Source organism: Nodosilinea sp. LEGE 07088, assembly GCF_015207395.1.
Lineage (GTDB): Bacteria > Cyanobacteriota > Cyanobacteriia > Phormidesmidales > Phormidesmidaceae > Nodosilinea.
On sequence record NZ_JADEWX010000165.1, the window covers coordinates 1 to 13,148 of the forward strand.

Here is a 13,148-nt window from a genome sequence, read left to right on the forward strand (position 1 = left end):
ACCTCGTCTGCTGATACTGCCCTCCCCTTACGGGTTGAACATTCCGAGGCGGACATCTGCTTGAACACTAGCAGGGAAAGAACTTAGGAGTCCTTTCCAACTCCCCCGAACGACTTCGAGTCGCGCGCATAACAATATTATTAGAGAGACAGTTTCCACATATTGTCCCCATCAGGGTGGATAGGCAGAAAGTTTCGGTATATCTACCTCAATCTGCCAGATCGCTGGAAACTTTCCGTATATTATCCGGATCCGGGTGGATAGCTAGAAAGTTTTGCCATATTTTAACTATGGTACGCACCTGATCAGGCCACGCTATGGTTCAGACTAGCTGCCCGCGCCGCAACCACTCCGTGGCCAAGTCTTTTTCGGAAACCCTCTCTACATAAGACATCTCGGCCAACAGAAAGGTTTGACTGCGACTTTTAGTTAGAACGGCAAAACCAGGCGTTGAGACAACTGGCACAGAGCAGAATAGGCCAAACCTAGTCCATTTTTCAGGGCGACTGGCACAGAGCATATGTGCTTGTCGCCTGTGACATGGGATACCTACGGTTTCGCTTGGTAGCCCCGTTGGTCGCCCATCGAGGATTTTGTCTACAGCGAGTCATCCAGCCGCATCCTACATGCCGAACCAGCGACAAAGCCAAGGTCATACTACTTAAGCAGACCTACCAGGGCATCAAAAGCGCGATCGCAGCTCTGGAACAAATCGGCCCCTATTCACGGGGTAGGGAAACGCGAGGCGACCCCAGGGCCAGTAAAATTCCCTAAGATGCATTAGACAGGGAATATGGCTATGTCCCAGAGCTAATGAACAGCTGCTGCTGCAGGCGCTAACGGGCCATGCTGGACTCGAACCAGCGACCGACCGCTTAGAAGGCGGTTGCTCTATCCGCTGAGCTAATGGCCCAAGGTGCTGCCTTATTTTAGAGGGTATAAGCTGCTGTCAGGGCAGACTAAGGCAAATAAAATGTTGAGAAAACAGCGGTGAAGTAATACCAGCGTGGTAGAGGCCGCTAAAATGAATCTCTTAGCTCGTAGATCAGGTTTAATTCGTAGAGTTTGCGAGGTTTGCCAGACTTTATTCCTCTCGATCACGCAGTATTAAGGGTGCGGTTTACCGTTACAGCCGCCGCCTACTGCAGGTACTCACCTCAGCTAGGAGTCAGCAGGCCATAACATGTTTATCCTCAAGCGACAGGATGTTGACATCAGAACGATGCATCATCCTCGAAAAGATCAACAGATCCCGATCCTGTCCTACCAGGGGCAAACCTTTCGCTTGCTCAGCGTGTTTACGGCGGCTCAAGAAGACGATGCCAGGGCGCTGTGGCGTGACCTGACCGATAACCGAGGCAAAGCTTGTGTGCTGCTTGAAGAACCCGAACGCTTTAGCATTTGGGGTAAGATTCGCCTCGAACAGGCCGACCATGACACGGGCGGAGATACCGGTACTCCACCAGCGGCATCGGTGTTTATTACAGCCTGCCTGCTGATGCTGCAGGTGTTGTATATGGATGTAGAAGACCTCCTGGGGGGGAAGCAGGCTCGACAGTTTGAGGGTGACATCGCCAAAGTGTTTACCGCCTGGAAATTCCCTCAGGTGGCCACCCCTGATGCCGTCAAAAAACTGCTGACCATAGACCCGCTGGCGATGTCCCAACTGCCGCCCTGGCAAGATCACCACCTGCACCGCCTGCTAGAAGAAATGCATCGCATGGGCAAAGACTATTTTGGCAATGCCAACTTTGCTGACCGGGCTCTAGAGGCCCTAGAAGATCTCAGCTCTAATGAGCAGGCTCAGTTTCGCACCTGGCTGCAGCAGTCGCCCGCGGGCAAGATCTGGGTATAGGCGCAATGGTCTGCTGGCATGAGTTTAAGAATTATTGCTCTGCGCGACTAATTAGCACAATTCTCTCGGTTGAGCAGTCCAAGGGCGTGATGACTCGATACAATTCACCATGCGCTAGTGCTGCCGGAGCTGAGCCATGCTGCGAGCCTGCAAGTCCTTCTCTGAGGGGCGTTGTGTCTATCACCTGGCCGTTGTGCCATTGAGTTCCGTTAGGAGTTAACCCTTGAGTAAGTCTTCACCTGCTTCCCCTGCCCGTGACTCAGCTACACCGCTACTGGTGGGTGGCTGTATTGCCTGGGGGATAATTGCGCTGCTGTTTTTCCTGCTATTTAACGCTCCAGGAGAAGACGGTGCGCAGCCTGTTTGGTTTTTGCTGGGCATTAACTTGCTGGAGACAGGGGCGTTTTTGCTGGCGTCGTTGCTCTGTTTTCGCAACTGGCGCAGCACTCAGATTGTCAGTGGGCGCAATGTCTGGTTTTGGATTGGCCTGGGGTTGTTAACCTACGTCATGGGCAATGTGCTGTTCTTTCTCTGGGGCAATATCTGGGGGCTTGACCCGGCGGTATCCCTAGGCGATTTTTTCTATATCTTGAGCTACATCTTTTTGGCGGCGGGCATGTTCAAGGCGGTGCTGCCCCGTCGGCTAAACCTAGAGACGCCTCAGTGGCTGATGGTGGTGGGTATTGGTTTAGGCGGTATTTTGTTGACGATTTTCGTCAATCTGGCAGCTGCTGAGGCGGCCGTGGTACCCGGTGCTCAGCCTCCGGCCCTGTATTTGGCCCAGGAAGTAGCGCCTGAGGCTGTCCCTGAGGCCGTCCCTGAGGCTGCACCGCTAGCGGTACCAGAGCCGGTGGCAGAACCGGCATCAGCACCGGGCTGGGTGCTGATGCTGGATGGTCTGCTCGAACCGTTGGAAGATGGAGTAGGTCTGCTCTATTTGATTGGCGATGTGGTGCTGCTGATTATCGCCGGTACGCTGCTGGTGGCTTTTTGGGGCGGGCGCTACTCGCAGTCATGGAAGCTGATTGCGATCGCAGCCTTTTGCCTTTACATTGCCGACATGTTTTTTGCCTATGCCGTCAATACGGGTACCTATGTCGAGGGCAGTTTGTGGGAAGTGTTCTGGACCTTTTCGGCCATATTTTTTGGCATGGGGGCCGTGGTCGAACATTCAGTTTCTGTAAATTCTCGGCGCAGTGCCCGCCGTCGCCGCAGTTGAAGCTCCGGCAGGGATTAGCCTTAAGATATTAGATGGCATTGTTACGGAACCTACGGCATGGCACCCAAAAAGCTGACTGAGGCTGACAAGACATCTATCTTGAGCCTGTACCGCCAGCCCCAGGAAACGACATCAACTCTGGCAGAGCGCTATGGAGTCAGTAACAGCACCATTAGTCGGTTGCTTAAGGCCAGCTTGCCTGAGGCTGAGTACAGCGGTCTGATTCAGCAAAAGCGGAGCACTACCGATAAGACTGTGACTCCTCCAGCCCTACCTCAGGAGGCGGTTTCAGCCAAGGCCAAGCCTCGGAGTAAACAGAAAATAGCCCCCCAGCCTGACCCGCCTCCCGTTGACGAGAGCACCGCTGAGGCTAAGGTGACGGAGACGGCTGCTGCCCCTGAGCCCATTGAGACGGCGACCAGCTCGACTAAACCGACTCGCAAGCGGCGATCGCGAACGAGTGAGGTGTCGGTTACTGCCGCTGACCCCGACCCTGAATCGACCCAACTCTCGCTGCCTGAGTCGGTTGACACCGAAGCGCTCCAGGCTGAAGCGGGTAAAGCCGAGGGCGCCGCCGCCAAGCCTGCTCGCCCAGTGCTGAAGTCAGCCCAGCCTGCTCTCACCGAAGCCGCTAAGCCCTCAGCCGACGAGGTGGAGGCCGACCTTGACGACGACTGGGATGACGCTGCTGCCCTCGACGACGACTACGACGATGGCGATGACGACGATAGCGACGACGACGGCGATGAGGCCTATGACTGGAATGGTGACGATGGCAAAGCTACGCCTCATCTCGAAGTTTTAGAAATTTCTCCATTAACGGCGGCAGCCCTGCCCCCGCTCTGCTACGTCGTGGTAGAGCGCACCTCGTCGGAGCTGGTAGTATTGCCGCTGCGTACCTTTGCCGAACTCGGGCAAATCCCTGAGGATGAAGGCGAATCTTGCACGCTGCCTGTATTTGAAAACCACAATGTGGCCCGTCGCTTCTCACGCCGCAACCAGCGAGTCGTCAAGGTGCCCGACGGTACACTGCTGCAAACGACGAGTCCTTATCTACAGGCGAAGGGCATTACTCGACTGTTGATCGATGGCCAGGTATTCTCCCTGGGACAAGACCCGGTAGAGCCCGTTGTTCCGATCGCCGATGAGTAACTGACCTCGAGAAACCATGGATGTATTGCTGCACATTGCCATTGGTATTGGCCTCAGTGCTGCGGCTGGGTTCAGAATTTTAGTGCCGTTCCTAGTTGCGGGGGTTGCCGCCCACCAGGGCTATCTGACCCTGACGCCGACTATGGCCTGGATGGCTACGACGCCTGCCCTCATTGCCCTGGCCGCCGCTACGGCTTTGGAGGTGCTGATTTACTTTGTGCCGGTGGTCGATAACCTGATGGATGCGGTAGAGCTGCCCGCTGCTGCGATCGCCGGTACCGTCTTGACCCTGGCCGTGACTGGCGGCGACATGAACCCCTTCTTGCAGTGGAGCCTGGCGCTGATTGCCGGGGGTGGCATAGCCAGCAGCACCCAGGCATTTACTGGCTTAGCGCGCTTGACCTCCACCGCCGCTGGTGGCCCGGTGGGCAACATAGCGGTTTCAACGACGGAGTTGGCGAGCTCAACCATCCTTTCGGTACTGGCGATCGCCGTGCCGATTTTGGTACTAATCATCGTAGGGGTGCTGCTGTATCTGATCGCTCGTCGCTGGGGCTACAAACGACGACGTAGCTCCTAGAGCATGATTAGATATTGCTAGCTCCCGCTTGCTACCCAGTTGCGCCTTAAGTCATGGCTATCTCCACCGTTTCCTTCTCCCAAGCTGCCTTTAAGCATCATTTTGACGCCCTGGTACCGCTGATTTTATCCGAATGGCCCCAGCTGATCGAATCTAACTTGCTAGAGACCGCAGGTGACCTCGATCTGGCGGTAGCCTACATTAGCGGTGAAACTGACCACACCCAAACCCTCACCCGGCACCACCTGGCTGAACTCGCCACCCTGGTTCAGCCCGCTGGCAACGATGCTGCTCCGGTTCTGCCTGCCACCGAGGCTGAGGCCACCGAGCCCTCGACCGTTGATCAGCTGCTGAGCGATCTGGAAACCCGCACCGAGCACCTAATCGACGAGTTTAAAGCCGAAATGCTGCCCGAGCTGGAGAAAAAGGCCCGCAGCAACCTGGGCACCAGCCTGCTGATCGCCCTGGGGCTGGGGTTTATTTTGGGTCTGCTGTTGGGAGGTAAGCGTGGCTAGCTCGGCCTTAGATCAGCTCGAAGACTACCTGCGGCGAGTGCTGCGGGTGGGCACAGTACTGGTTGATATGCACCTCGATGTGGCCAGGCAGGAGGCCAGCTACGAAAGCCGACGGTTAATTGGCGGCGTAGTCATGGTGGGCATTGGCATTGGCCTGATGGCAACGGCAGCCGTGCTCGCCCAGGTCGCTGGCATCATATTTGCCCAAGCCTGCGGGCTCACCTGGTGGCAGGCAGTTGGAGCTGTGGCGGCCACTAACCTGGTGCTGGGGCTGCTCTTTTTAGTGCTAGGGCGACTCCAGCTGCGCGGCCCGGTGATGACCCAAACTCAGGCCAGACTGGCGCGATCGCTAGCCTTGCTTCAGGCCAAAGAATAGGTCTGCGTCAAGACCTTGGGAGATTGCTTAGCAAGAACTTCCCCATCCTGGTATTTTGTTTCCCAGAAATCACCTTGGGCTAGAAGTTCGTCTGAGACCAAATCCTGCCTGAATACCCCCGGTTCGTAGGGGCATAGCATGCTATGCCCCTACGAGGTTGCTGATTATGAATCGGGGTTTCCCAAATCGGATTTCGTCTGAGTAATGGGAACGTAGTTGGGTTGATTAGCCACATCGTTGAGCCATCGCTCTACCTGGGGAAACCGTGCTAAATCAAAACCCCCTTCAGCAGCGACGTGGGTCAATCCTGCTGGGTGGAAAACTGGCGCGCTCCAATCGCCGCTAGTACCCCTGCCACCACCACCAAAATGGGAATGGTAAACCAGGGAAACTCGGCCAGGGGTTTGTAGGCCGCCGCTCGCAAACCTACGGTGGTGTAGGTCAAGGGCAGCAGGTAGACGATCGCCTTGAGGGCCACCGGTAAACTGCTGGGGTCAAAGAAGGTACCGCCCAAAAACGACATCGGTACAATCAAAAAGTTATTGAATAGGCCCACGCTCTCGAGGGATTTGACGTTCAAGCCCACAATCACCCCCAAACCCGCAAATACGGCGCAATTGAGCACCACCAGCAGCAAAAACAGCGGATTGACAAAGCTCCAAAACCGCCCGGTGAAGAGAATGGCCACCACAATCACCGACCCGGCGGTCATCATGCCGCGCACAACGCCTGCCAGCATCTTGCCCAAATGCAGGGCCAGGGGATGAACGGGATACAGCAGCATCTCTTCGAAGGTTTTGGTGAAGAGGCGATCGCCGCAGATCGAAAACGTGGTGCCGCCAAAGCTAATCACCATGGACGACAGCGCTACCATCCCCGGCAGAATAAATTCCAGATAGGTGTCGCCCGCCGAGGGGGTCGTCACCTGGTCGATGGAATTGCCCAAGCCGAGGCCAAAGGCCAAAATATAGATCAGCGGCGATACTAGCCCCGACGCCGCCACCTGGGGAATGCGCACGCGCAGATCGAGCCAGTCGCCCCAAAATACGGTCAGGGTATCAGCCCAGAGGGTTCGTAGGGGCAGCACCCCGATCTGACGCTGGCGGGGACGAGAAAGAATGTTGGTCACGGCAGGATTTGTAACGCTTCTTAATAGTTTAAGGCGTCGGGGGCCCCTCGACAGCCAGTCCTGAATTTAGGTGGGCTCAGCCAGCCCGTAGATCTGGTCGGGTTTGGCGCTTAGGAACCCGTTGGGCGGAGCCCAATGGCCAGCCTGACACCATGCAGTTTTGGTGATAGAGGCAACCCGAAGCCTACCGATTAAGCACGCCAAGACCTTAGGGATTAAGCAGTTCATCCTCACGACCGACCCACCACTCACCTAAATTCATCAGCTCCTGGTGCAGGGCACTGAGTTCTTCCATATAGGCTTCAGGGGGGGTGGTGTCTTTGCGCTCTTGCAGTTTCGTCAACCGCAGCAGCACCAAAAGCCAGGGCTTAGAGATACCATCTCTGGCCTCAATAAATTGGGCGAGCTCGCGACTATCCATCGGTCAAACCGGTTGAGTGGAGAACTATGAATAACTGTAACAGCAGTTTAGAAAGGCTGCCGAAGCCTAGAGCATCGCTACAGTATGGCTAAAAACCCGGTTTCTTTGTCACTGCCCTAACGGTATAACTGGCATTCTGGCTGAGAAACCGGGTTTCTGTACCGGCGTTCTAGACAATCTCTACGCTTGTATACATCTATTGCATTCAAGACACGAAAATTTAGACTGGCTTGTTGCCTGATCTCTAGCTTTTTAGCATGAAGGTGCAGCGCGCACTGGCAACGTCTTACTGAGGCAAAATCGCGCCCCGATGCCCGCAGATCAGCTCTACGTTTCTGTGGATGGGGACATTGCCCCGTGCGGCAGTTCTATTGATTAATGTGATTTAAAGGTGATCCCATGGTATCGACCTCTACAGTTCAACTCCCCCTGGTGCAGCGCGATCAGCGGTTGGTGCTCTGGCTCAACGAGTTGCGGTTAGAGGATGTGCCCATTGTGGGCGGCAAAAATGCTTCCCTGGGGGAGATGATTCAGCAGCTTACGCCCCAGGGCATTCGGGTACCGTCGGGGTTTGCCACCACCTCCTACGCCTATCGTTACTTTATTGAGAAAACAGGACTTGATGCTCAACTGCGGGAGGTATTAGGCGGTTTTGATATCAACGATGTCACTGAGCTCAGGCGGCGGGGTCGCAAGGCGCGATCGCTGATTCTCAACGCCACCTTTCCTGACGACCTCAAGGTGACCATTCTCAACGCCTACCACCAGATGTGCGAACAGGCGGGCCAAAACCTCTGCCTGGGCGATCAGTCGTGCCTAGCGGACAACGCCTACACCGAAGTCGATGTGGCCGTGCGCTCTAGCGCCACCGCCGAAGACCTGCCCGACGCCAGCTTTGCGGGCCAGCAGGAGACCTATCTCAACGTCTACGGCGATCAGGCGGTGCTGATTGCCTGCAAAAAGTGCTACGCCTCGCTGTTTACCGATCGCGCCATCTCCTACCGCACCACCAAAAACTTTGACCACTTTGATGTGGCCCTGTCAGTGTGCATTCAGCGCATGGTGCGCTCCGATCTGGCGACCTCGGGGGTGATGTTCTCCATCGATACTGAGACCGGCTTCCAGAATGCGGTGCTGATTACCGCCGCCTATGGCCTGGGCGAAAACGTGGTGCAGGGCAGCGTCAACCCTGACGAGTACGTGGTGTTTAAGCCCACGCTCAAATCGGGCCATCGGCCCATTCTTAACAAGCGCCTGGGCACCAAGTCCCTCCGCATGGTCTACGACACCACCGGCACCGAGTTGACGAAGAATGAGCCCGTGTCCCTGGCCGATCAGAACCGCTTTGCCATTGGTGAAGACGACATTTTGCAGCTGGCCCAATGGGCCTGCACCATCGAAGACCACTACACCCGGCTGCGGGGCACCTACAGCCCAATGGATATTGAGTGGGCCAAGGATGGTTTGACGGGGGAATTGTTCATCGTCCAGGCCCGGCCTGAAACGGTGCAGTCGCAAAAATCTCAGAACGAGCTGCGATCGTACATTCTGGAGGTGCCCAATGGCATCGAACCCGTGGCCAAGGGTCGGGCCGTGGGCGATCTAATCGGCCAGGGAGAAGCCTGCGTCATCCTCGATGTGCACCAGATCGCTCAGTTTCGCCCGGGTGAAGTGCTGGTCACCGCTCGCACCGACCCCGACTGGGAGCCCATTATGAAGCAGGCCAGTGCGATCGTCACCGACCAGGGCGGGCGCACCTGCCACGCCGCCATCATTGCGCGGGAGCTGGGCATACCGGCGATCGTCGGTTGCGACAACGCTACCCAGCTACTCACCACCGGAGAGACTGTTACCGTCACCTGCGCTGGAGGCGAAGAAGGGCTAATCTATCGCGGCGAGATCCCCTTTCGAGTTGAAACCACCCAGCTCGACAGCCTGCCCGAAACCCGCACCAAAATCATGATGAACGTGGGTAACCCCGAGCTGGCCTTTACCCTGGCCGCCCTCCCCAGCGATGGGGTCGGTCTGGCGCGGCTAGAGTTCATCATTGCTAACCACATCCAGGTGCACCCCCTGGCCCTGCTGAACTTCAATGACTTGCCCGATGGGGCCGAAAAACGCCAAATTCACCAGCTCACGGCCCTTTACGACCACAAACCCGACTACTTTACCGATCGGCTGGCTCAGGGGGTGGGCACTCTGGCGGCTGCGTTCTACCCGAAGCCGGTGGTGGTGCGTCTGTCTGACTTTAAGAGCAACGAGTACGCCCACCTGCTCGGCGGCAGCACCTTTGAGCCCGCCGAAGAAAATCCCATGATCGGCTGGCGCGGGGCCTCGCGCTACTACGACGATCGCTACCGCGACGGCTTTGCCCTCGAATGTCAGGCCCTCAAACGTGTGCGCGATGACATGGGCCTCACCAACGTGATTTTGATGGTGCCCTTCTGCCGCACCCCCGACGAGGGTCGCCTGGTGCTGCAAGAAATGGCCAAGCACGGTCTGGTGCGCGGCGAAAATGGCCTGCAGGTCTACGTCATGTGTGAATTGCCCAACAACGTGGTGCTGGCCGATGAGTTTAGCCAGGTGTTTGACGGCTTCTCCATTGGCTCCAACGACCTCACTCAGCTAACCCTGGGCCTCGATCGCGATTCGGCCCTGGTGGCCCACCTGTTCGATGAGCGCAGCGAGGGGGTCAAGCGCATGGTCAAAATGGCGATCGCAACGGCTAAAGAAAATAACCGCAAAATTGGCATCTGTGGCCAGGGGCCCAGCGACTACCCCGAGTTTGCGAGATTCTTAGTGGAGCAGGGCATCGACTCCATTAGCCTCAACCCCGACACGGTGATCAAAACCCGCCTGGAAATCGCCGATATGGAACAGCAGCTAGGCTAATACCAATTGCCGATTTTGGACTGGCGATTTTGGACTGGTCAAACCTCACGTCAGCTGGCTTTACTGAACTGGCTCAACCGCTTTTGAGGTCTCTTCTGGAGGGGAGATTCATGCGTCATCAGTACACTACATGATAAGTGCTACCGCATGATCTATCGTGCTATAGCTAGACTATGCGGAAAGATTCGGGCTATCCACCCAGATCCGGATAATATGCGGAAAGTGTCTCGCGATCTGGCAGATTGAGGTAGATAGGCAGAAAGTTTCTGCCTATCTACCCTGACAGAGACAATATAATATTTTAGAAGGTTATGTGGGGCAATATAAATTGCTAGAAGCATCAAATACTACTCCTACAGCTTTTGAAGCTCAGATGAAATCCATAGCTGAATCTAAATCAGTTGATGGATACTTAATTCTAGAGCCCTCTAATGAAACATAAGAGACTTGGTGACCAGATCATTTTTTAAGAAGGCTACAAAAAGGTCAAAAATTATGGAAATGTGTGCAATTACAGTCCTTGTAGATGCTGAGACAGCAGATGCTTCATAAGCATCTGCTGCAGTAGATCGCAGAAAGATTGATTTACTGATTAATCTAAAACTAAAAGAAGTTGTCAAACAAGTTAGACCCCTTGAGGAGGTGATGGAGGAAATTAGTCGTAAAGCTCAAGAGCGAGGCTTAACTCCAGAAATTCTTAATGCTATTCTAGCCGATTCGTAAATTGCGTTTTGTTTTTGATACCAACACTGTGATTAGTGCTCTTCTGTTCAAAGACTCAGTTCCAGGCAGAGCGCTCTATTTTGTTTTGGCCCATGGAACCATCTTGATTTCTTCGGAAACCATTGAATTAATGGAAGTCATCAATCGCCGAAAATTTGACAAATATTTGACTAACGATGAACGTGAGGATTTTTTGGAATCCCTTTTAGCTAAAGCTGAGCTTGTCGAAGTGTCAGAAGACTTAAAAATTTGTAGAGATCCAAAAGATGACAAATTCCTGAATCTTGCATCGAATGGTGAAGCCAATTTTATCGTGACTGGAGATGATGACTTACTTATTCTAAAATCATATCGCGGTATTCAGATACTCAATGCCAGGGATGTCTTAGAATTGTTTGCTCGCTAACAGCAATCAGCCACATAACGCTCGTTAGTGCTGATGGGCGATCGCACCTTACGCACCCTGCAAACATCTCCCCCATAAAACTGACAGAGCACTGGGTTATTCAGGGCCTAAGCCACCCCGGCAAACAGGGTCTCATAGGTCTGTGCGCTGGCATTCTCCTGGGCCACGATTTCCACAATCTTGTTGCGCGACTGGGGTAGGTACAGGGCCTCGACGCAGACCTGGGCTACCTTCAGGCGCGGCACGCTGCCCTCAAAGAGCGTGTCGGCTGGAGCCATGATCAGCGGACGACTATCGGTATCGTCATCCTTTAGGCCGCCAGGGCGAACGATGGTGTAGGTGAGGCCGCTAGCTTGCAGATAGGCCTCAGCCTGCTGCTTCCAGTAGAGCACCAGCCAAAATAGATTGAGGGGATGGAAGAAGCGCGAGACGCAGAGGGATGACACCATGACAACGTGGTCAATACCGGCTTCTTTGGCGACATCGACCAGGTTTTTGGTGCCTTCATAGTCGACCTGGTAAGGGCCAGTGGGGTCGAGGCTGGGGCGAGCTCCGGTGGCACAGAGCAAAACGGTGCAGCCCAAAATAGCCCTGCGAATGCTGGCTTTGTCGGTGACGTTGCCTTCGATTAGGGTGACTTCAGGGGGCAGTTGGGTGCGAGCGGCGGCCGCATCGCGGACAAAAGCTACGACTGGTACGCCGCGATCGACGAGCTGAGCCACAATTCTAGAGCCCGTGGCTCCGGTTGCCCCGGCAACAAATGCTTTCACCGTTCATTTCCCCAATATAGAACTGCCCTGATCTTACGAAATGGCCACTTAAAAGGGAACCGGTCTAAGGATAGTAAAGTCAAACCGTGATGGGAGTGACAGTTCTAGGGGGCACACTTAGGATAGTAAACCTTTACGATGGGTGAAGGCTCTGATGCAATTTCGCTCTCTAGTGTCGTTTAAGCAATTGGTTGTACAGTGACTCTGGAATCCATGCCATCTGCTCACAATATTGATGCGTTGCCGTTAGTCTCTAGTGAGGAGGCTACTGAGGTAGGCGGTGTGACGGTTAACGACAACAAGCCATTGCCTTCGGATCGGGCTGACATGTCCCCAGGGGGAGGTAGTTTGCTGCTAGAGGGTCACTATGCCGGCAAAATGGATATGTCTGCCGACATCGGTACTGTCGGCAACTATCTCAATAGCCACCAGGGCTGGTTCACTCGCTGTGCTCACCCGATGCAGGTCGAGCCAATTTCTGACCATGGCTACGCTTTAGTTGTGGGTCATTTTTCAGTGCTGGGCTACGAGGTTGAACCCAAGGTGGGCCTATATCTATCTCCCCTCGACCACCAGGTCTACCGGATTGATAGCATGTCGGTGCCGCACTATGTACCCCCGGGCTACGACGTCGATTTTCATGCCGTGATGCGGCTGCAAGAGATTGCAGAGGCGGTTCCTCCGGCTACGGCGCTAACCCAGGTCGATTGGGAACTGAGTCTGGGGGTAAAAATTCACATGCCGCGCATGCTCAACTCGGTACCCCAGTCCCTGCTCAAGGCGTCAGGCGATCGCCTTCTAAACCAGGTGGTACGCCAGGTGTCGAAGCGACTCACCCGCAAGGTACAAGAAGATTTTCACCAGAGCCATCGTCGGCCCCTGCCTGAGAGCTATCGGGGGCACCACTTTTGGTCAAACTGGGGACGACGGACAGAAAATCACTAGGCTTTAGATGCCAATAAAAGGGTTGAAATCTTGAAGATCTGGACAGTGGGAAGTTCTCTGTCCAGTGACGAGCCGCCAAGAAAAACGGACATGGGTTAAGTCAAACGACCCGTCATGCCCGAAACTGGCTGATATAGAACGTTTCAGCCAGCAATATTATGGAGC

Annotated in this window: 12 protein-coding genes and 1 tRNA gene; 9 read left to right on the forward strand and 4 right to left on the reverse strand. The window is 54.9% G+C overall.

All coding sequences use genetic code 11. The features are described from left to right. Nucleotides 1-840 precede the first annotated feature (840 nt). Nucleotides 841-913: transfer RNA gene (locus IQ254_RS24995), tRNA-Arg, on the reverse strand. Between the two features lie 270 nt (nucleotides 914-1,183). Here IQ254_RS24995 and IQ254_RS25000 point away from each other — a divergent pair. From IQ254_RS25000 to IQ254_RS25025, 6 genes are all read left to right on the forward strand, one after another. Beyond that, nucleotides 1,184-1,855, forward strand: a complete 672-nt coding sequence (locus IQ254_RS25000; RefSeq protein ID WP_193968874.1) for an Npun_F0813 family protein — start codon at nucleotides 1,184-1,186, stop codon at nucleotides 1,853-1,855. A 223-nt stretch (nucleotides 1,856-2,078) separates the two neighbouring features. Further along, the gene (locus tag IQ254_RS25005; RefSeq protein ID WP_193968875.1) at nucleotides 2,079-3,074 is read left to right on the forward strand and encodes a hypothetical protein; all 996 of its coding nucleotides are present in this window, start codon (nucleotides 2,079-2,081) and stop codon (nucleotides 3,072-3,074) included. A gap of 57 nt (nucleotides 3,075-3,131) precedes the next feature. Beyond that, nucleotides 3,132-4,226: a MarR family winged helix-turn-helix transcriptional regulator gene (locus IQ254_RS25010; protein ID WP_193968876.1), complete on the forward strand. Its 1,095-nt coding sequence runs from the start codon at nucleotides 3,132-3,134 to the stop codon at nucleotides 4,224-4,226. A gap of 16 nt (nucleotides 4,227-4,242) precedes the next feature. Then, the gene (locus IQ254_RS25015) at nucleotides 4,243-4,806 is read left to right on the forward strand and encodes a DUF4126 domain-containing protein (protein ID WP_193968877.1); all 564 of its coding nucleotides are present in this window, start codon (nucleotides 4,243-4,245) and stop codon (nucleotides 4,804-4,806) included. Between the two features lie 53 nt (nucleotides 4,807-4,859). Then, a complete protein-coding gene (locus tag IQ254_RS25020) occupies nucleotides 4,860-5,321 on the forward strand; it encodes a hypothetical protein (RefSeq protein ID WP_193968878.1) in 462 nt (153 codons plus the stop codon). After that, on the forward strand, nucleotides 5,314-5,697 hold the full coding sequence (locus tag IQ254_RS25025) for a phage holin family protein (RefSeq protein ID WP_193968879.1): 384 nt from the start codon (nucleotides 5,314-5,316) through the stop codon (nucleotides 5,695-5,697). Before IQ254_RS25020 ends, IQ254_RS25025 begins: the two co-directional genes overlap by 8 nt. 301 nt (nucleotides 5,698-5,998) lie before the next feature. Here IQ254_RS25025 and IQ254_RS25030 read toward each other — a convergent pair whose 3' ends face one another. Both IQ254_RS25030 and IQ254_RS25035 read right to left on the reverse strand, forming a co-directional pair. Beyond that, a complete protein-coding gene (locus IQ254_RS25030) occupies nucleotides 5,999-6,817 on the reverse strand; it encodes an ABC transporter permease (protein ID WP_369011364.1) in 819 nt (272 codons plus the stop codon). A 217-nt stretch (nucleotides 6,818-7,034) separates the two neighbouring features. Then, a complete protein-coding gene (locus IQ254_RS25035) occupies nucleotides 7,035-7,247 on the reverse strand; it encodes a hypothetical protein (protein ID WP_193968880.1) in 213 nt (70 codons plus the stop codon). Between the two features lie 399 nt (nucleotides 7,248-7,646). On the opposite strand from IQ254_RS25035, the gene ppsA reads away from it, so the two are divergent. Both ppsA and IQ254_RS25045 read left to right on the forward strand, forming a co-directional pair. Further along, a complete protein-coding gene (gene ppsA, locus IQ254_RS25040; RefSeq protein WP_193968881.1) occupies nucleotides 7,647-10,139 on the forward strand; it encodes a phosphoenolpyruvate synthase in 2,493 nt (830 codons plus the stop codon). Between the two features lie 724 nt (nucleotides 10,140-10,863). Further along, nucleotides 10,864-11,268: a putative toxin-antitoxin system toxin component, PIN family gene (locus tag IQ254_RS25045; protein ID WP_228041072.1), complete on the forward strand. Its 405-nt coding sequence runs from the start codon at nucleotides 10,864-10,866 to the stop codon at nucleotides 11,266-11,268. Between the two features lie 107 nt (nucleotides 11,269-11,375). Here the strand turns inward: IQ254_RS25045 and IQ254_RS25050 are convergent, their stop codons facing one another. Continuing rightward, nucleotides 11,376-12,038, reverse strand: coding sequence for an SDR family oxidoreductase (locus tag IQ254_RS25050; protein WP_193968882.1), 663 nt, complete (start codon nucleotides 12,036-12,038; stop codon nucleotides 11,376-11,378). A 213-nt stretch (nucleotides 12,039-12,251) separates the two neighbouring features. Here IQ254_RS25050 and IQ254_RS25055 point away from each other — a divergent pair, with 213 nt between their 5' ends. Next, entirely contained in the window at nucleotides 12,252-12,983 is a 732-nt protein-coding gene (locus tag IQ254_RS25055; RefSeq protein ID WP_228041073.1) for a DUF1997 domain-containing protein, read from the forward strand. Nucleotides 12,984-13,148 lie beyond the last annotated feature (165 nt).